This window comes from Psychrosphaera sp. B3R10, assembly GCF_018861025.1.
GTDB lineage: Bacteria > Pseudomonadota > Gammaproteobacteria > Enterobacterales > Alteromonadaceae > Psychrosphaera > Psychrosphaera algicola.
This window is the reverse complement of record NZ_JAHKQH010000045.1, coordinates 59517-77869: the sequence shown is the minus strand read 5'-3', so window position 1 is coordinate 77869 and position 18353 is coordinate 59517. Positions and strand designations below refer to the sequence as shown.

The following is an 18353-nucleotide window of genomic DNA, read 5'->3' as shown; positions in this document are numbered from 1 at the left end:
GTTTCTAACTCATTAGGGCAATTATGTTAACAATTAGTCTACAACCTCGATTTTCAGAAACCGATGCGTTAGGTCATATCAATAACACTGTTGTCCCTGTTTGGTTTGAAACCGCCCGGGTGCCGGTGTTTGAAATTTTCAATCCGACCCAAAATTTGACAAAGTGGAACTTGATCTTAGCCAAGATTGAAGTCAATTATGTAGCGCAAATGTCGTATAACGCTAATGTCGAAATTAGGACCTTTGTAAAAAGAATAGGAAATTCCTCGCTTACTTTACTACAGGAAGTTTGGCAGCAAGACCAAAAAGTCGCGTTTGGTGAATGTGTGCTCGTCAAATTTGACTATGGCACTAACCAATCCTGCGCCATTTCTGAAAGTGAGCAATATTCACTCAAAAAACACATCAGATAGTCGAAATAATCGTCTTTTTGCGACAAAATAATACAATTGAATCGACACTTTAGAATTTATTAGCGCTATACTCAGGTAATTAAATTTGGCATCCAAACAAAACAGTCGCAATAAAAGATTAAAAAAGTAAAATTCGATAAAAGTAAGCGCTTTGATTAAACGACTAATTCACAGTCTTACTGTTTTAAATTAAAAGATTAACTAGCACAAATGAATGGACTTTCTGTGACAAAAGCTTTGATCATTTTATTTATTTTAAGCTTCCCCTCTTTAGCCAACGCTAATGTAAGATTTAGCGGCTTTGGGAACTTAGGCATTGTTGCGAGTGATTCAGATTACCTCGCATATCGCAATAACACTTCTCAGGCTTTTGGCAAGTTCTCCGGCGACCTCGATTTCAGAACAAACTCAAAACTAGGCTTACAACTTGAATGGCAAGGTGACAGTGACTTTGATGCTGTTGTACAAGTATTATTGCAGGAAAACAAACAAGAAGCGTTATCAGATTATTTTAGATTAGCGTTTTTACGTTACAAACCAACAGCAAATTTAGACATTCGATTAGGCCGAGTTCCTTTAGACACCTTTTTGATTACAGAGTATAGAGAAGTAGACTATGCATTCCCCTGGGCAAAAGCCCCAAATGAAGTCTACGGCATTATTCCTTTCTACTTTGTTGATGGTGTTGATGTTTCTTATACTCTACCGCTTGATGATTTTAGCTTTTTATCAAAAATATACACAGGTTCTTCACGTTCGAATATCGGTAGTTTGCAGTATGCGGACTTAATTGAGATTGCCAATATCACTGGTTTCTCTTTTGAACTGCAGAGTTTTAATTGGATGGTATCGACAAAATTTAGTCGGGGACATTTTGATGAAAACCCAATAGGCACAATGGAGTTGATTAACGGCTTAAAAACACTAGAACCTTATTGGCCTGACGTAGAACGCTTTGCCACTCAATTTGAACTAAAAGATGCTGTTGCAGATTATGTATCCATTGGTGGTCGGTACGATTTAGACAACCTGACTTTTTATGGTGAACTCGCTGAAGTTTCCAGTCAAGAAAGAGCGATAGCGGATTTGTCGAGTGGTTACTTCTCTGCAACCTATAGAATTGATAACTTTCAGATATTTACCAGCCTAGGATTTACTAATTCAGGGCGATACAGTTTTTCAGAAGATGGAGACACAGGCCTTCAATTAAAATCATTACCTGCCCAGGCATTTTATCAACTGAGCCTTTTAAGAGAAGGTACTGAGTCTGTAGCAAATTATTATGCGTCGAGTCAGCGTACTGTGTCTATTGGTGGCCGATGGGATATCAGCGACAGTATGGCGTTAAAACTGCAGTTAGACCGAACTGATGTTGACCAAGGCGGCGATACGTTATGGCTCAACAACCCTGATAAATCTCTAGACAAAGATCATATTGTTCACGCTTTGTTTCTTAATCTGAGTTTTATATTCTGATGAAATTACTGCTTAGAAGTTTCAAATTACTCGTCATGTTAACGGTGTTTAATAGCAACGCGTTGGAACAATCGCTCGTTGTTGTGGTAAATACTGACAACCCGACGGAACAACTAAGCAAACGACAACTAATCGATTTATATATGGGAAAATATGTCGCATTTCCCAATGGTGAAAAAGCGCAACCAATTGATGGCCCAAGCGCAATGCGACATAAATTTTATTATACTTTGGTCAATAAAAACCTATCACAAATTAACTCTTATTGGTCGAGAGTGCGCTTTACTGGCAAAGCTACGCCGCCGATTGGATATAATTCAATGGAATTTATTCAGGACTATATTGCAAACAATAAAAATGCGATAGCCTATATAGAATCCAGTTATGTAACGGAAAACATGAAAGTGGTATATCGATTTGAATAAAAGTGGATTATTAATTCGTCTCGCCTTAATCATCATATTTGCTGCATTAGCAATAGGCTTTCTCTCGGCCCAAATTTTTTATCGGATCACCTACTTAGATACTGTTCAAGATACTAAAAACGAAATTAGCCAGTTGTATTCAACCGTTTCAGCTACCGCATCTGTGGCGGCTTACCTCGAAGACACTGAAATGGCCAACGACGTACTAAAAGGGTTAGTGAGCAACAATGTTGTTCTTGCGGCCGAATTTAAAACGAGTAATTTGAAATTAATTGATGGGGTTCTTGCGCAATCGGATAACGCCAAAAGTGAATTTGATATCCCATCGCCATTTATAAAAGAAGACACCGTCGGCAAACTTATTCTTTACCACGACGAAAAATACATTCAGCAACACGCACAACAAATCGGTCAGAACAATGCCACCGCCCTAGTAACTCAGGCGATATTTGTTACGTTAATTACAATCTTTATTGCCTATGTCTTAATCACTAAACCAATCCTTTCTGTAGGAAGCGCACTAGGTAAGGTGAAGCCCGGTACAGAGGATAGGTTAAGTTACCCTGTTTTTCATACCAGCAGTGAAATAGGAGTACTCGTCGACGACGTCAATTTCCTACTTGATAAAGCATATAACTCATTTCAAGAAGAAACCAAACTAAGGCAAGACATTGAATTTCTCGAAAAACGATTCCGAATGTTATTCGAAAACTCGATTTCACCAATAATTTTGACCGAACCGTCGGGCAATATCATATTGTTTAACAAAGCATTTGAAGTGTTGTTAAGTAAACTTGGTAAACATTTTAAAAAGAACTTTGGGGTTTTGTTAGAAGAAATATTTGTCGACCGCGAACAACTAAAAGATGTAGTTGAACTCGCGATATCAAGTGATGAAATCGCCACCGGCGAATTTAAACTTGTTTCTGAAGACCCTTCAAGCGATACCGTTTGGGTACAAATCGTTGTCACAACAATTGTCTCCGAAGACTTAAAAGAGTATTACCAATTAACGCTACATGATATTTCAAAACGTCGAAAACAGCTTGAAAAACTCAGTGAACTTGCCGACTACGATCAACTTACTAATATACTTAACCGCCATGGCGCAGAAGTTCAAATCAAGCAACTCATTGCCGATCAAATACCATTTGCCTTTATCTTGCTAGACTTAAATGGCTTTAAACAAGTTAATGACATCTATGGTCATGACGCAGGGGATGAAATACTGCGCCATGTTGCAAAACAATTATTGATAAGTTTACGTAAGCGTGACATTGCATGTCGATGGGGTGGAGATGAGTTTGTCGTGGTTTTACCGGGTATCAGTAAAGAAGACTTAGTGAAATTGTCAGAAAAAATATACGATAAAATTGCCAAACCCTATTACCTTAATAATCAAGACATGCAAGTTGCCGTTGGATCAAGTATGGGCGTAACCTTTTATCCTGACGACCATACCGATCTTAAGTCGTTAGTGAAGTTAGCTGACCAAGCGATGTACCGAGCCAAAAGAAATAAACAAACTGCGCCAAGTGAATACATTAAATTTGCTTTCGACCAGGACAGTTCCGGAGGCGTAAAATGATTGATGAGAACGTCATTGTAAAAGGAAATCCAATATCGAATTCCGAACGTTTTCAACTTCAAAATAAAACAAACCGTACCCGCCAACTATTAATCGTTTTAATGGTCGTAGTGACAATTGTATTGATTAACGATTCAATATTTTTGAACATGAGTAACCTCTACGAACACGCCAGTACACTCATTTTAATGGGCTTTTTCTACAAATTTCTGAGCGACGATACGACTAACGAAATTGTCAGTTTACTCATGTGGACATTAGTCATTTTAGCGTCTTATTTTTGTTGGAAAAACGATGGATTATACGACACCGCAATCCTCATCTATCCCTGTATTCTAATTGGTACTTCGCTGTTAAGTGGCTCAATATTACTATTTAGCCTATTGGCTTATATGGTGTGTTCATTGTACGGATTAGCTTGGGTGACTGAGCTAGGGGTTATTGACGCAATTTCCGTTACTGATAATTCCATCTGGGCAAAAGCCAACAACCTCGCACTGGTTTTATTTTTCTATACCATTTCTTTGAGATTTTTGACCAACGAGAATCTAAAATTAATTACTCGCCTTGTCACCGAAAACGAAAAAACCCAAGAAGCGCAGGCAAAGGCTAAGGTCGCATTTGATTTAAACCCCCTAACAAATTTACCTAATGAACACATTTTTGCGGTCAAAACTAATGCCGCTATCGAAAAAAATACTAATGGCCCCACGTTAATCGCGTTAATAACCATTGACCAAAAAAACCTAAAGTGGATAAATTCAACTTTAGGTTATGAAGTAGGCAATAAGTATATACAAGCTTTATCAGAGCGACTTCAGATTTTAGTCGGTAAAAAAGCCAGTCTATTTCATCTTTCTGGCAACGAATTTTCATTTTTATTAGAAGCAAACGGATACGACGAGATCTCTCAGTTTGTTCAAGACATTGTATCGATTAATCGCCAACCGATTTTAATCGATGACAATGAACTTGAAATTCAAAATTCAATTGGCATCGCCCTGTTCCCATTTGACGGCAAAAGTTATGAGATCCTGCGCACCCGCTCGCTAATTGCTTTATCCCATGCCCATTCGCTTGAAAGTCGAGAATTTAACTTTTTTGAAATGGAAATGGAAAGCCAGTTGAAAAAGCGCAGTCATCTTTCTCACGCCCTCAAAAGCGCCATAGAAAACGAAGAATTTGAGCTTTACTACCAGCCTAAAATTCATTTGGAGTCTAATGAAATCGTTGGTGCAGAAGCACTGCTGAGATGGAAAACTAAAACCGGTGAGTTTATTACACCAAATGACTTTATCCCTATTGCCGAATCCTCTGGGCTAATATCACCAATAGGTAAGCAAGTTTTAATGCAGGCTTGTCGTGATTGTAAAGAGTGGCACTCAAAAACAGCCCAGCAAATTCAAGTTTCAGTGAATATTTCACCGTACCAGTTCCGCCGTGGAAACTTACCTAATATTGTTCATTTAGCCCTAAATAAAAGTGAATTAGCACCACGATTTTTGGAATTAGAAATCACCGAATCCATTGTCTTTGACGATACAGACTCCGTTAAAGATCAATTACATACCATTACCAAACGAGGTGCTTCAATTGCTATTGACGACTTCGGTACAGGTTATTCGAACCTAAGTTATATAAGTCAGTTTAACGCATCGACTTTAAAGATAGATATGTCTTTTGTACTCGACATCATGGACTCACCCCTTAATAAACACTTAGTTAATGCGATACTGCAAATGAGTAAGAGTTTAGACATAGAAAATGTTGCTGAGGGCATCGAGAACAAACAAACCAGCTTATTGTTAAAAGAACTTGGTTGCACATACGGCCAAGGCTTTTACTGGTCAAAGCCCATTCCGCAGCAAGAGTTCATTCAATTTTTAATTAATTACAAGGCTCAAGGGAACGGCAACGTTACACCGATAAGACAGGCAAACTAATAACGCTTAGCAAAGCAACTGAGTGGCAGGCTAATAAAGTGTTTTTAAATCGGGTAAATTACCAAGTGAGTCTTGTTCTAACGCATTTTGCCGTTCTTCTTCGGTAAGGATACCAACAAAAGGTGTTCTGCGTCTGAGCTTACGCATACGCGGTGAATCTTCTACAATTGCAGCGACAAACACATCGGGTTGATCAATCAATTCCATAATTGACCACCACGTTAGAAAAGCCCCATATCCCATTCGACCTTCGTCACGACGTTGTTCAAGGACAGCAAGTACTTGTTTAATGTACGCGTCATTCCCTTTTAAGTTGGCACTTACCAACTTTAACGCAATGGCACTATGGATGACGGTGATCTGGCGATCGATGTTTTCATCCTTCACGCCCGTTTTCCTGACTTGGTAAGACCGTTTTCGGCCAGACTGTTGTCGGTTAAACATAGTCCTATTCCTCAAGTATTCTAAAGAGCACTACATTACCTAAGATTTTGTTTTTATAACAAACAAACAGCAGAGATTAAATATTTACTACGCCGTTAAATTTTTTACATAAATAGTAGAGCAACCAAATATTAATACCGCCAAATACAGCCAACAACTTAATTAACAGCTCAAAACCCGGTGCCTGTGCATATAAAAAACCTACCGCAAAAAAAGACATAGCGACCAACAAGAACGCTAAGATCATAACCAGCTTAAAATCGTAGTTCTTTTCTTGAGTTTCAATTTTATCCATTACATTTGACATGATTTTCCCAAATTGACATTTTTAACACGAGCCATCTTTTAAATTAAAGTGTCTCGAAAATAGACAAAACAACATTAGTTAGTGTGAGAAACAAAGGAGCAAAAGAACAAAGGCGAACTGTTTAGTGTCCGAGTTTTGTGATTTATACGCCGTCCCACTCCATAAACTCTCGATTTAAAATTTGTGACTTAGATAACTTAGAATTGCAGTTAGGCATAAATATTTCGCGCGCACCAGCGCCAAATGCAGCCTCTTTAAAAGCTCTGATTTCTACGTTTGTGTAACCACCTTCAACTGGCTCTAACAAGTGAACAACCGCTGTAGGGTCTTGCAGTAAGAAACGTCGAGGAGCTAATTCCTTAGCAATGCTTTTGAAGCAGTCTTCAATCTCCATAAAATTACCCATTAACGTTCTTGGGTGATTTAAAGCACTACAAGATTTAGTTATTGATTTGTCACCTTCAACAAAAGTTACCGTAACTTGACCTCTTTTAACTTGATAATATAAATGACGCTTAATCCAGAACACGAAACTTCCTTTTTAGATGTATGAAACCTTGTCATCGAACCGAAGTGCGGAGCAGTTGACAAATTTATTAGACAATTTTTTGCGCCACTAAGTAGGTGTGTAACTCTGGGTACTGATCAAACTCTAAATGTTTGATAGTACAACCATTATCGAGAAACACTTGTATAAAGCCATTTGTTCCAAGAGATGAGTAATACATCATGGGCCCCATAGTATCATCGGTATGATCTCCCGGTTCGTTAACCCCGCCAAATGAAAATATCATGATGCCGTCGGGGTTTAACGCATTTGCCAGTTTTGAAATCACACTAACTTGCTTATCCAATGGTATATGCCAAATGCTATCCCAAGCAGTAATGAAGTCATATTTTTCTGATAACGGATAAGAGCAAATATCTTCTTGATATAAATTCCATTCTGGATTGCGGCTTCGAGCTAGCGCTATCATCTTCTCTGAGATATCTAAGCCTTCAGGCTCAAAGCCTTCTTTGGCTAGCAAATCCATTATTCTCCCAGTTCTTCCGCAACCAACATCAAGTGCCTTGCCTTTCAACTTTACAAAGGATAATGCTTTTTTATGTTGATCGATTCCGTTTTTCATATTGAATCGATCATCAGACCAACGATCTGTAATTGTGTCGTAGTTTTTGCCTATTTGTGCTGGATTCATAGGGTTTTGCCTAACCCCCATTAAACGGGAAATTATAGTTGGCTAAAATAAGCGACGAAGGAAAAAAAACCAACTGTTATTTGTCCTGCTTGAGTAGATTGTTAGCCATACTTGGCTCTAACTCTATCCATGCACCTGCAAAGTTATCATTATTAAACCAAAGCAAATTTTCTATTGAGAAATTAGAAACCACTACTTTCGTATTTGACGTCCACACAACTTTTAAATTGTCGGGTTTTCCATCCAACCCAAACAAGCCTCGGTATACTTTACCGGTTTTCACATCAACGATGTTTAAGCCTGATTGCCAATTTGTTGTTGCACCACAATCAGAATAACCAAGTTTTGCAATTTTTTTACCGTTTGGCGAAGGAAACTCTGCTACGTCTGTATGCTTACATATTGAAGAAACGTCAACATTTAACAAATCCATTCCATAGCCTATGGCTTTAAACCCAAGCCAAATAAAAAATAAAATTGCTCCAAGATCCCAGACTGTTTTCTTAATATTGGTGACAATGCTCATGCAAATCCTTAGGTATGGTTAATGCCGAATCTAGCGGCGTAAAATAGCTTGGCTAAAATGAGAGAGAAAGGCGTAAAAGCCAACTGTTTTTGTAACTTGATAGCATGCACTTACAAATCCAACGTACTAAATTCATTATTGTTATTCATTAAATAGGTTATTTGAATGTCATACTTGATAGATATTTGCCGAAAAACACTATCATATTTAAGGTCTCTCATTCCAAAAATTATTCGTGTTGGTACAGCGGAAATATATTCATCTTTAGAATACTCATTCTGAAATAGCCTATATTCATTTTCATACTTCCAGCAACTAGATTTACTATTTAAAATCCCTAGATCTTGTGGTTGTAATTTTCCATCTAGTATCTGTTTTGTCTGTTCTATAGAAATTGATGGTGGACGACCATACTGGATAGCCCTGATATCGAAGTCTTCTGGAGATAAGTCGTACTCAAAACAAACGCCTGAATAGCCACCAGCATAATGTGCCCATAAAAGTTCATTTTTAAAACAACGGGTAAAGCTGACGGTTCTTTTTGAAGCAATAAAAAAGTATAGTTTATCTTTAATATCTAAAGAGTCATTGTTCTAAAGTTCTACTCTTGATTCCGTGCTACTCCAACTGCCCTCAAGAGGGTCATTTAATGATTTGCAAGGAGGAAGAAAAATTCGTTGATTTACAATCATATCTAACGAGTGCAAAAAACCGTCACCTTCTAAAGATTTAAACTTATAAAGTTTCATAGACTTCCCAGTGAATCCAACGATGGCATGCTAACGAGGCTGTAGAAATACTCCAACAGCCCAAATTGATGAAAATCGTGTTCCTGCAACAAATTCTAAGCTTTTTCTCGCACTAGGTAATGCATTTGGAACCCATAAAATGGGCCGTTTTTCATAAAAAAAAGTTATTCTACGGCCTCAGCGCTTCATTAAGAAGCTGCGGCTAAGCTTGGCTATACTTTGGGAGAAATGACCGTAAGCCAAGTGTTATACGTCCGTTCTTAATGTTTTTGTTATATGCCCATTATTGGGAGGCATTCGGGAAAGAACCATGTTTTATCTGTATTTTTAAACCTCTTAAGCTTAGCACTACCTTTTGAAAAGGTATAAACCGCGAGATTAGGTTGCCACTCATTTCTGGGTTTTTCACGTGTACCTTTATTAACTAAGGCCTCGTCACCGAAAAACAAACAAACGTAAAATAAATCAGTATAGTTTTTTACGCTTTCTCCATACCTTGTCACAGTTATAGTCTGAATCTGAGGCTTTTTTAAATCGTCTTGGAGGTTAAATTCACCATAATTGGATTTAACTACCAGTTTAAGCTCGTCGGAATCTATCCTCTTAGCACTAATGTTAATATCCCCCGCACTTTTTGGGCCTATTGCAGAAATTGATATGCTATCCCATTGCGGTGTCCATGTAGAAGTTGCAAATATTTTAGCAGAGTATAAAACCACAAATAAAACTAATAAGTATTTTTTGCTCATCAGGTTCGGTTTCTCTTAGATATATAACGCCGTTTTAAGCGGCAAATTGCAGTTGGCTGAAATAAGTGAGGCACGAACAAAAAGCCAACTGTAATTTGTCCGACTTGAAAACCCTTGTTAGGTGCATATTCACCTAGCTAACCAGTCTCGTAATTTTTGCGCTGTATTGGTGTGATAATCATATACTAACCATAATGGTTTGGGCTCACCAACCATTGTGCCCCATACAATATGTCTATAAAGTCCGAGGTATTCTTGTTGAGCCCATGATTGCTCATAGCTGCTAGCAGCAGCAGGCAATAATGCGACATTACGTGTAGATAAACTTGAATCACCGATTCCCAACTCCCAAGGAACCCACTTTGAATCTTTACTATTTGTAGTAACAAAAACGACTTGCTTTCGACTTTCTTTGATTTGATTTTTCAGTATAGATGCTGTTTCAGGACTCGGATTATCAGGTAATCTATTATCACCTAGATCACAATAAACTGAAGCACCATGACTTTCTAATAAGTTAATAACTGCGGGTAAATACTCTTCATCTTTTGAGGAATGTGATAAAAATGTATCTTTATTGCCTTTAGATGAAGAGCGAGATTTCAGAGTCGCTTGCTTATTGGTTGTTAAATTAGCATTAAACCTTTTAAGATCATCAAAAGTAGTAAAATCAATCATACAGCTACCTTGTTATTAACCTATAGCGATAGTTTTTGTTACGAAAATTAAAACGGCTAAGGATAAATAGAAGCCCCAAACTGAAAAAGATTTTATAGACTCCCATTGTAAATATGAAAGGTTCCCTTTGGGGGCAACACTATACAAATCAGATTCTGTAAGGCTTTTGCTATGAAGTTTACTGATAAAATCGTTATAAGAATTTCTAAATGCTTTCTCCAACGCTAAATAATATGCATCTAATGCAGCAAAAACCAAAGTAGGTAGCATTGCAATATATGCATATTCAGGTTTACCTTTATCTGCAACAATAACAAGCACTGCTGATACCAAAGTTATACACCATGCTTTACTTGATGAGCTATTCACTGCCATACGCTGAATAACATTTTGTAATATGCTCAAATGAGTTTGTATAGATGGCGACGTAGGATCAATGTTTACTGTGGTTTCTTCCATTTTTAATTTGCCTTATTAGATATAGCGTGACTAATCCAATTAGACATATTTTCAGCTATTTCACCATATGCATTTATAGAGCTAGGGTCATAGCAAGGAACATAGTCTGACATTTTTTTACCACTTTTGAATTTAATCTGATCAAAAGGGTTTTTACCTTTACGGCTAGTACCATTTCTCGGGCATTTAATATTATGTATATGAATACCTAAAAGTGCTTTACCATCATTCCATGCTTTAATTATTTCGTGTTCAACCCAAGGTCTACTAGCTGTCTCACTACCAATCAAAACGATAATACATCGTTTGTATTTCATGTTTTGATCTATCCAATTTTCTACAGCTTTTTTACCTGTGCGTTTTAATGTTTCCCATTCATTTGGCGTGGTTGGTGCATTCCCTTCAATCGAACCAATATTTCGAATTTGTTGAACCCTCATAACATCATTTCCGAAATGAAAGCTATAAAAAACAGGTACTTTTGCCATTTTTTTGTCCTTGTTATTTGATGATATTCCAGTTAATCCGCCAAGTACACTTCCTGCTAGCACTCCACCTACACCAGGAAATATTAAATTACCTGCAATGGCTCCTACTAACGCTGGTATAACAATTTTGGCGTTATCATTATTATTCTTAAGTTCTTTTTTAGGTGCCTTTAATTCTTTAAATTTACTCACAGGTAATGCAAGACTCCATTATGCACCTAGCAGTTTAATCAGAGGAAACTTTCCTCTTTTTAACAATATTTATATTTGTATCAAATTACACAAACCTTTGCTACAAACTAATTTTACAAGCAAGGGAATGACGTTTTTTGTTCTGAAATTATGAGCCAATTTAGGGCGAATTATGTGATTCCTCTGCACTCGGTTGGAGGTCCCAAATATCGCTAAGGCTGACTCATATTACAAGCTAGGGGATGACGTTTTTTGTTCTGATTACTTTGAGCCAATTGAAAGTGAATTATGAAATTCCTCAGCACTTGGTTGGAGATCCCTAATATCGCTAAGGCTCTTTTGGGATGACGGTTTTTCCTGGTTATTTGGGAGGATATTTGTCTTTAAAACAACGCGTTATTGCACATAAAGTTCAGGCGACTTTTTTCCTCCATTCAATATTCCTGAAATTAAATCAGTTTTCAAAAGTATGAGACAGGACGTCGAGTAAGGGATGTTTTCATGGACGAAATTACATCCCGTCTTTTAGACAAAACTGAATTTAATGTAAGCCAAGAATATTGGCTGGATGCGGCCTTTTTGCCTACTTTTTTGGCTGTTGAAAAAAGTAAGGTCGACGCAGTCGAAATAGCCGCCCGCAGGGCAAAGAAAGGCGCAGCCTGCAAAGCGAATTATGTGATTCCTCTGCACTCGGTTGGAGGTCCCAAATATCGCTAAGGCTCGACTCATATTACAAGCTAAGGAATGACGTTTTTCTTTCTGAAATTACGAGCCAATTTGTTATCCAGTAACAACAGCTGGCGTTGTAATAAAACGTGTCACATGAGTCTGCGTCGGTCTATCTGGAATAAAATAAGCACACACTAAACTGCACACCGCAAAGCCAGTTCCGACCAGGAAAACCGACGTTGGGGAATGTAACCATAACAAACCTAACAAAGCAGGAATAACGACTGCAGCAATATGATTAATCGTAAAGCTAACAGACGCTGTTGCGGCGAGATCCTGCTGGTCAGCAATTTTTTGTAAGTAGGTTTTTATCGCAATCGCTAAGGCAAAAAACATATGGTCAATGACATACAAACCAGCGGCAATTTCTGAAGACTCAACAAAAGCGTAACCGGTAAAGACTAAAATAAGTCCCACATACTCCAAGGTTAACGCTTTACGTTCACCAATTTTACCAACAAGTTTGCCAATCTTAGATGCAAACAACAGGTTAAAAACGTAATTAATACCAAACAGAATACTAATCTCACCAACACTATAACCAAACTTGTCGACCATCATAAAACCGGCAAACACCATAAATATTTGACGTCGTGCACCGCTTAAAAACGTCAAGGCGTAATACAACCAGTAGGTTTTTCGCAATATAATTTTTTTGTGTTGAGCATGTGGTTGTTCAAAAGTTGGAAAGCGCATCAACAACCAAATAACAATACAAGCACCAATAACACCGGCACTCAAATAGGTCGACTCATAACTAACGGAAAAGAACTCCATCGCCAACCAAATACCACCAAATGCAAGTAGCGATGCAAAAGACTTCATAGCTAATGCTTTACCCATAAAATGGGCCGCTTGATCTTTTGGTAGCCACTGTAACGTTAAACTTTGTTGCGTGGTTTCATAATAGTGAAAGCCAATCGACATAACTAACGTGGTTAAATAGAGACCAATTTCTGACGGAAAGTATCCAGTAATCGCAACACCAAAAGACAATAAACCTAACGACAAAATGGCAAATTTTTGTTCTTTAATAAATAGCAAAACGTATATCGCGGTGAAGGCTAAAAACCCCGGGATCTCTCTAATTGACTGTAACATGCCAATTTCTGCTCCGGTAAAAGCCGCTTTTTCAACAACAAAGTTATTTAGCAGTGTGACCCAAACAGAAAAGACAAAGGGCATAACAAAAGCCATTGCCAACAAAAAGACATGCTGCTGTGGTAAAGCAGTAAAAGGATTAGATAATTTCAAAATTGTTTCCCCATGAGCCAAAATGTTGATCAAGAGTAGTTGCGCAAAATTTAAGAGAAAAAAGGCCGCTATTTAGCGGCCTTTTTAGCAGGATGTTGCGATTAAGCGCCGAACGTTTCCTGCAACGGTGGTACAACTTGTTTCTTACGGCTTAATACACCGTCAAGCCATACTTTATTGTCGACCAATTTAACGCCGTAGGCGGATTCAACAATGCTCGCATCGTCGCTAGACACCAAAACTTCTGAGCCTTCTTTCATAATGTCTGTTAATAACAACATTACAGTATGACGACCGCCCTCTTCTTTTAGTGCCGCAATATCGGCTTCTAAATCCGCTTTCATGTCATCGAAAATCGCTAAGTCGATAACTTCCAGCTGACCGATACCAATCAACTGTCCGTTCATTTTAAAGTCTTTAAAATCACGTAATACTAAGTCTCGAACAGGCGTTCCTTCAACCGCTGATTTTACTTTGAACATATCCATACCAACTTCTTTTGGATCATCAATTCCTGCAATTTCGGCGAGTGCTTCTACACATTTAATGTCAGCCGTTGTGCACGTTGGGGATTTAAAAATAACTGTGTCACTTAATATTGCACACATCATCGCGCCTGCAATGTCTTTAGGAATTTCAACATCATGGAAGTCATACATCATTTTGATGATGGTATTCGTACAACCTACTGGACGGATCCAACATTCTAATGGGGCATTTGTCGTGATATCGCCAAGTTTATGATGATCAATAATCCCTAGGATTGTTGCATCGTCAATGTCATCTGGACCCTGTACGCGGTCTGAATGGTCGACTATGTATAAGCTCTCGCCCGCATACGATAATTTTAGTTCAGGCTGTTCAAAGCCAAATTTGTCCAATATGTATAGCGTCTCAGGTGACAACTCACCCAATCTCGCTGGTACAGTTGGTTCACCCAACGTTGTTTTCAAATAAGACAATGCAATTGCAGAGCAGATAGAGTCTGAATCTGGGATTTTATGACCCACAACATAATTTGGCATGATAAACCTTCACAAAAGTAGTTTTGATATTGGCGCGAATTATAACCAAATTAGCGCAAAATTCGAGTAATTAACCTAAAAATATAACGCCTTAGTTAAATCGATTCAGTCTAAGATTGAAGTATCCTGTCTACGCGGGTTAGTATGGGGGAATACTTATCACAAATTCAGGGAATGAAATGTTCAGAATTTTAGCCGCAATCGCGATTGTGCTAACCCTAGCGTCTTGTTCAGCAACGAAACAAAAAACCGTTGCAAAAATTGACAAAAACCTAATTCAAACATTGACACCTCAGCAGTGGCGATTAGCTTTAGAGCAATTTAATCAACTCGGTTCCATCCAAGTTTATGGAAATTACCTCGATATTATCCGGTCGTTTGACACAGTTGAACGAAATCAAATCTGCCTCCCTGAGAACCAGTCCAGACTCATTGATGCAATTCGACTCAATCGCACAAGTTTAGTGGCGACATTGTCGTTATACCGATGCGCAGTAGAAACCAAAGAATCGGCTAAAGCGGAGCAGTTATTGACAAATGTGAAAGCAATTGCAACGCAACTTATTGGTGAAAATAATGGTCAAACGCCGCGCCATGCGGTTAAAGTTCGCGAAATTGATGAAGCATATGTCATCCTTGATACCGCTGGATTTGACCTTTTAGGGTCAGAAATCATCTTAGGCGAGGTCGGCTTTATTTACAAAATGCACACCTTCGACCGCTTGACTCAAAAATTCAGATACCAGTATTTTGATAACTCTGAGTTTATGTATGCAATCCATAAAAGTGCTATTAGCCAGCCCGTCTCGCGTCAGATGTCGACTAATTTAGCGTTGCAAACCTATCGCGAACAAAGCCATGCGCCAATTGTGCTCCTTGATGTAAAAAAACTGCTAAATGCCAAAAAAGTAGACGAAGCACAAAATGTCATCGACGCCCTTGGAAAACCAGAACATCTAAGGCAACTGATTGCGGTTGCTCGGGCAGACATTGCATTACAACAACACGATTTAAATGCACTTCAACAACTCATCGAACCGCTAGTCTCTTATTCTGAAAGGGGCTCGCTTGAAGCCCACTTAACGCTGATAGACACCTTACTTAGATACGGCGAGACAGAAGAAGAATTTAAGCAGGTTGACCTAAGCCTAGAACAAATCATCAAACTAAGTGATCAAAGCACTGCTTACCAGCTTGTTTTAGACAATATTCTAAGCCACCCTTCACCGACTCAGGCAGTTTCAGGATGGTGGCAAGCCACTCAAAACATCAATATTATTCAAGCGGTTGGAAAACATTACCAACCTCCAGTAGAAGCTAGACAGGCAATTCCAGATAACGAAATTGACCTACTCAAGTTTGCGTCGTCTAAAAACGACTTAAACGCCATGTTTATATTAGGCAAATATTTTATTCAAACGGCAGATACCTCAAAACAGAATGAGCTAAAAGGACAAGAATTAGTCCAAAAAAGCGCTAACTTGGGATTCGAACCTGCAAAACTTTTTATTACTGAGCACCATAAATTATGATTAAAACCTCGATAATTCGCATTTTGTTTGTTGTGTTAATGGCCAATAGCGGAATTGCATTTGCCTCAGATGAACCTCTCACCTCGGGTGGATTTCAATACTCAATTACGCCAATACCAGATTGGGTATTAGAGCAAGCTGTTCCAGAGCCACAAAAGGAGCTTTCTCAGGGCAGTCAATACTTACTAAGTGACGAGCAACTTAATGTATCCGAGGGTCGATACGACAGCTTCTCGCGAGTCGCACAAAAAGTCACAACCGAACAAAGCCTTGAACAGGCGTCTAAACTTTCTATGCAGTTTAATCCTGAATTCCAGACATTTGCTTTGCATAAAATTTTAGTTAAACGTGGCGCAACCACATTGGATCTTACTCGCACCAGTAAAATCGAACTATTCCAACGCGAAGAACAAGTTAATAACAACATTTACGACGGCAAAGTCACTGTTTTTATTGTTATTCCCGACATCCGAGTGGGCGATATTGTTGAGTACGCATCTACAACCTACGGTAAAAACCCAGTTTTTGGCGACAATAATTTTGCTTCGTTTTCGCTGGGATGGGGCGTGGCTGTGCAATCGAGCTTTATGCGCTTAGTTACCGACCTTGACCGACCTTTAGAATATCGAGTCCACAAACATTCGGGCGAGCCTGTGGTTAACAAAACCGCAACAACCATTGAATATTCCTGGGCTCAAAAAGATAACCTCGCAATCTTAGATGAACAAGGTTATCCGGCAGGCTTTACCCCTTACCCATTTATCGAATTTAGTGAATTTAACAGTTGGCAGTCAGTTATCGACTGGGCTTTGATCCATTACAAACAGCAAAATTCAGCTTCAAAAATTCTGCAACAATATGTCAATGAATTAAAAGCGACATCCAAGGATAAATTTGAGTACATTGAAACTGCAATAAAATTTGTCCAAAACGATGTCCGCTACTTCGGAATTGAAACCGGCCAGAACAGCCATATCCCATCGAAACCAGGTGAAGTGTTTGAGCGTCGTTATGGTGACTGTAAAGACAAAACCATGTTGCTAAATTACCTATTAACCGAACAGGGAATTGAAGCCTACCCAGCGCTGATTTCAATGCAATCACGGGGAACCATTGCCGATAACTTACCAAGTCCAGGACATTTTGATCATGTTATTTCTTATTTCATCGTTGATGGCAAAGAATACTGGATTGACGGCACAAGAACATTTCAATTAGGCAAGTTGGATAACATAGGTGTTTCTAGCTTTGAGCAAGCGTTGGTTATCAGGCCTAATCAAAAGTCGTTAACTGAATTAAAAACACAATTTAAACATCGTTCACAAACCCATGTGCATGAGACTTTTGCAGCTACAGGGGGTTATGAAGATGACGTCAATCTAACGATGTCGATTAAATTCCACAGCCACGAAGCAGAATACTTAAGAGGCGCGTTAGCCGCCCAATCAATTACAGAGTTCACCAAGCATTATCTGGATTTTTACAGTAAACACTTCCACGGGATCAGCGTCGTTGACGACATAAAAGTGGTAGATGACACAGTCAACAACATTGTCGAATTGACAGGTAAATTCAAAATAGCTGAATTTTGGCATATCGAAAATAATCGAGTTACCACGCCATTATACGGTGAGTTTCTGTCGAGTTATGCCCAGTTACCTAGTACCATTCAACGTAAATTTCCACTGGGTTTATACCATCATTCAGAAGTCTCACAACAAGTAGATATTATTTTTCCAGAAACGGTGGAATGGACCTTTGAAAACAACCCACTGACTATCGAAAATGAATCTATCAAATACGTTAGAGACATCAGTTTTGAGAAAGAAAGGTTAACGGTTAAACATCATTATGAAACGAAACAAAAATCCATGCCACCAGCTTCGGTTGCAGGTTATGTTCGAGATATAAAAAAGATTAGAGACGCGATTTATTTGTCTGTTTATAACGGAAAAAATGCGAGTACATCGATACGTTCTGTGTTACGAAACTTACTTAATCGTAAGCTGTCTGAGCAGGCAGGTGCAGAACAAAATAATCCCGAGTAACCCTCGGGAGCTAACACTGACTAAAACAGTTAAGTTAGTGCAAGGGATCTAGTATATGTCGATGCATTCTTAAAACATTGGCATATTGGGCGTTATCATAGATAAATTGGAAACAAGCAGTATTAAACT

21 protein-coding genes are annotated in these 18353 nt (G+C 38.5%); 8 read left to right on the top strand and 13 right to left on the bottom strand.

All coding sequences use genetic code 11. The annotated features are described in order from the left end of the window. Positions 1-23: 23 nt before the first annotated feature. The 5 genes from KO525_RS18080 (at position 24) to KO525_RS18060 (ending at position 5845) form a co-directional block, all read left to right on the top strand. Positions 24-413, top strand: coding sequence for a thioesterase family protein (locus KO525_RS18080; protein WP_215965238.1), 390 nt, complete (start codon positions 24-26; stop codon positions 411-413). Positions 414-638: 225 nt separating this feature from the next. Then, the gene (locus tag KO525_RS18075) at positions 639-1889 is read left to right on the top strand and encodes a hypothetical protein (protein WP_215965237.1); all 1251 of its coding nucleotides are present in this window, start codon (positions 639-641) and stop codon (positions 1887-1889) included. Continuing rightward, a complete protein-coding gene (locus tag KO525_RS18070; RefSeq protein WP_252736768.1) occupies positions 1889-2314 on the top strand; it encodes a hypothetical protein in 426 nt (141 codons plus the stop codon). Before KO525_RS18075 ends, KO525_RS18070 begins: the two co-directional genes overlap by 1 nt. Next, positions 2307-3902, top strand: coding sequence for a sensor domain-containing diguanylate cyclase (locus KO525_RS18065; protein WP_215965236.1), 1596 nt, complete (start codon positions 2307-2309; stop codon positions 3900-3902). The genes KO525_RS18070 and KO525_RS18065 overlap by 8 nt, the downstream gene beginning before the upstream one ends. Continuing rightward, a complete protein-coding gene (locus KO525_RS18060) occupies positions 3899-5845 on the top strand; it encodes a bifunctional diguanylate cyclase/phosphodiesterase (protein ID WP_215965235.1) in 1947 nt (648 codons plus the stop codon). The genes KO525_RS18065 and KO525_RS18060 overlap by 4 nt, the downstream gene beginning before the upstream one ends. Before the next feature lie 30 nt (positions 5846-5875). On the opposite strand, the gene KO525_RS18055 is transcribed toward KO525_RS18060, so the two are convergent. The 11 genes from KO525_RS18055 to KO525_RS18005 all read right to left on the bottom strand — a co-directional run bounded on the left by KO525_RS18055 (position 5876) and on the right by KO525_RS18005 (position 11636). Further along, on the bottom strand, positions 5876-6289 hold the full coding sequence (locus tag KO525_RS18055) for a hypothetical protein (protein WP_252736767.1): 414 nt from the start codon (positions 6287-6289) through the stop codon (positions 5876-5878). 76 nt (positions 6290-6365) lie between these two features. After that, on the bottom strand, positions 6366-6596 hold the full coding sequence (locus KO525_RS18050) for a hypothetical protein (RefSeq protein ID WP_215965234.1): 231 nt from the start codon (positions 6594-6596) through the stop codon (positions 6366-6368). Positions 6597-6738: 142 nt separating this feature from the next. Beyond that, positions 6739-7125 carry a hypothetical protein gene (locus KO525_RS18045; RefSeq protein WP_215965233.1) on the bottom strand — a complete coding sequence of 129 codons (387 nt, stop codon included), beginning with the start codon at positions 7123-7125 and terminating at the stop codon, positions 6739-6741. A 67-nt stretch (positions 7126-7192) separates the two neighbouring features. Further along, complete coding sequence (locus KO525_RS18040; RefSeq protein ID WP_215965232.1) at positions 7193-7795, bottom strand: bifunctional 2-polyprenyl-6-hydroxyphenol methylase/3-demethylubiquinol 3-O-methyltransferase UbiG; 603 nt, start codon at positions 7793-7795, stop codon at positions 7193-7195. A 76-nt stretch (positions 7796-7871) separates the two neighbouring features. Further along, positions 7872-8321 carry a hypothetical protein gene (locus KO525_RS18035; protein ID WP_215965231.1) on the bottom strand — a complete coding sequence of 150 codons (450 nt, stop codon included), beginning with the start codon at positions 8319-8321 and terminating at the stop codon, positions 7872-7874. A gap of 110 nt (positions 8322-8431) precedes the next feature. Further along, on the bottom strand, positions 8432-8872 hold the full coding sequence (locus tag KO525_RS20030) for a DUF2971 domain-containing protein (protein ID WP_368668261.1): 441 nt from the start codon (positions 8870-8872) through the stop codon (positions 8432-8434). A 42-nt stretch (positions 8873-8914) separates the two neighbouring features. Then, on the bottom strand, positions 8915-9070 hold the full coding sequence (locus tag KO525_RS18025) for a hypothetical protein (protein ID WP_215965230.1): 156 nt from the start codon (positions 9068-9070) through the stop codon (positions 8915-8917). A gap of 272 nt (positions 9071-9342) precedes the next feature. Beyond that, positions 9343-9819, bottom strand: a complete 477-nt coding sequence (locus KO525_RS18020; protein WP_215965229.1) for a hypothetical protein — start codon at positions 9817-9819, stop codon at positions 9343-9345. Positions 9820-9948: 129 nt separating this feature from the next. After that, the gene (locus KO525_RS18015) at positions 9949-10497 is read right to left on the bottom strand and encodes a toll/interleukin-1 receptor domain-containing protein (protein ID WP_215965228.1); all 549 of its coding nucleotides are present in this window, start codon (positions 10495-10497) and stop codon (positions 9949-9951) included. A gap of 15 nt (positions 10498-10512) precedes the next feature. Continuing rightward, positions 10513-10956 (bottom strand): hypothetical protein, encoded by a 444-nt coding sequence (locus KO525_RS18010; protein ID WP_215965227.1) that lies wholly within the window; start codon positions 10954-10956, stop codon positions 10513-10515. A 2-nt stretch (positions 10957-10958) separates the two neighbouring features. Next, positions 10959-11636, bottom strand: a complete 678-nt coding sequence (locus KO525_RS18005) for a TIR domain-containing protein (protein ID WP_368668258.1) — start codon at positions 11634-11636, stop codon at positions 10959-10961. A 501-nt stretch (positions 11637-12137) separates the two neighbouring features. Here KO525_RS18005 and KO525_RS18000 point away from each other — a divergent pair. Then, entirely contained in the window at positions 12138-12353 is a 216-nt protein-coding gene (locus KO525_RS18000) for a hypothetical protein (RefSeq protein ID WP_215965226.1), read from the top strand. 63 nt (positions 12354-12416) lie between these two features. Here KO525_RS18000 and KO525_RS17995 read toward each other — a convergent pair whose 3' ends face one another. Together KO525_RS17995 and KO525_RS17990 are read right to left on the bottom strand one after the other, a co-directional pair. Next, positions 12417-13619 (bottom strand): MFS transporter, encoded by a 1203-nt coding sequence (locus KO525_RS17995; RefSeq protein ID WP_371744429.1) that lies wholly within the window; start codon positions 13617-13619, stop codon positions 12417-12419. 101 nt (positions 13620-13720) lie between these two features. Then, positions 13721-14644 (bottom strand): manganese-dependent inorganic pyrophosphatase, encoded by a 924-nt coding sequence (locus KO525_RS17990; RefSeq protein WP_215965225.1) that lies wholly within the window; start codon positions 14642-14644, stop codon positions 13721-13723. Positions 14645-14823: 179 nt separating this feature from the next. Here KO525_RS17990 and KO525_RS17985 point away from each other — a divergent pair, with 179 nt between their 5' ends. Both KO525_RS17985 and KO525_RS17980 read left to right on the top strand, forming a co-directional pair. After that, positions 14824-16176, top strand: coding sequence for a hypothetical protein (locus KO525_RS17985; RefSeq protein WP_215965224.1), 1353 nt, complete (start codon positions 14824-14826; stop codon positions 16174-16176). Then, positions 16173-18224, top strand: coding sequence for a DUF3857 domain-containing protein (locus tag KO525_RS17980; RefSeq protein ID WP_215965223.1), 2052 nt, complete (start codon positions 16173-16175; stop codon positions 18222-18224). Before KO525_RS17985 ends, KO525_RS17980 begins: the two co-directional genes overlap by 4 nt. Positions 18225-18353: the final 129 nt, after the last annotated feature.

Bases quoted from the DNA above. Each gene is read 5' to 3' on its own strand.
- KO525_RS18080 (WP_215965238.1), top strand. From the start codon at position 24: ATGTTAACAATTAGTCTACAACCTCGATTTTCAGAAACCGATGCGTTA.
- KO525_RS18070 (WP_252736768.1), top strand. From the start codon at position 1,889: ATGAAATTACTGCTTAGAAGTTTCAAATTACTCGTCATGTTAACGGTG.
- KO525_RS18060 (WP_215965235.1), top strand. From the start codon at position 3,899: ATGATTGATGAGAACGTCATTGTAAAAGGAAATCCAATATCGAATTCC.
- KO525_RS18055 (WP_252736767.1), bottom strand. From the start codon at position 6,289: ATGTTTAACCGACAACAGTCTGGCCGAAAACGGTCTTACCAAGTCAGG.
- KO525_RS18050 (WP_215965234.1), bottom strand. From the start codon at position 6,596: ATGTCAAATGTAATGGATAAAATTGAAACTCAAGAAAAGAACTACGAT.
- KO525_RS18040 (WP_215965232.1), bottom strand. From the start codon at position 7,795: ATGAATCCAGCACAAATAGGCAAAAACTACGACACAATTACAGATCGT.
- KO525_RS18035 (WP_215965231.1), bottom strand. From the start codon at position 8,321: ATGAGCATTGTCACCAATATTAAGAAAACAGTCTGGGATCTTGGAGCA.
- KO525_RS18025 (WP_215965230.1), bottom strand. From the start codon at position 9,070: ATGAAACTTTATAAGTTTAAATCTTTAGAAGGTGACGGTTTTTTGCAC.
- KO525_RS18020 (WP_215965229.1), bottom strand. From the start codon at position 9,819: ATGAGCAAAAAATACTTATTAGTTTTATTTGTGGTTTTATACTCTGCT.
- KO525_RS18015 (WP_215965228.1), bottom strand. From the start codon at position 10,497: ATGATTGATTTTACTACTTTTGATGATCTTAAAAGGTTTAATGCTAAT.
- KO525_RS18010 (WP_215965227.1), bottom strand. From the start codon at position 10,956: ATGGAAGAAACCACAGTAAACATTGATCCTACGTCGCCATCTATACAA.
- KO525_RS18000 (WP_215965226.1), top strand. From the start codon at position 12,138: ATGGACGAAATTACATCCCGTCTTTTAGACAAAACTGAATTTAATGTA.
- KO525_RS17990 (WP_215965225.1), bottom strand. From the start codon at position 14,644: ATGCCAAATTATGTTGTGGGTCATAAAATCCCAGATTCAGACTCTATC.
- KO525_RS17985 (WP_215965224.1), top strand. From the start codon at position 14,824: ATGTTCAGAATTTTAGCCGCAATCGCGATTGTGCTAACCCTAGCGTCT.
- KO525_RS17980 (WP_215965223.1), top strand. From the start codon at position 16,173: ATGATTAAAACCTCGATAATTCGCATTTTGTTTGTTGTGTTAATGGCC.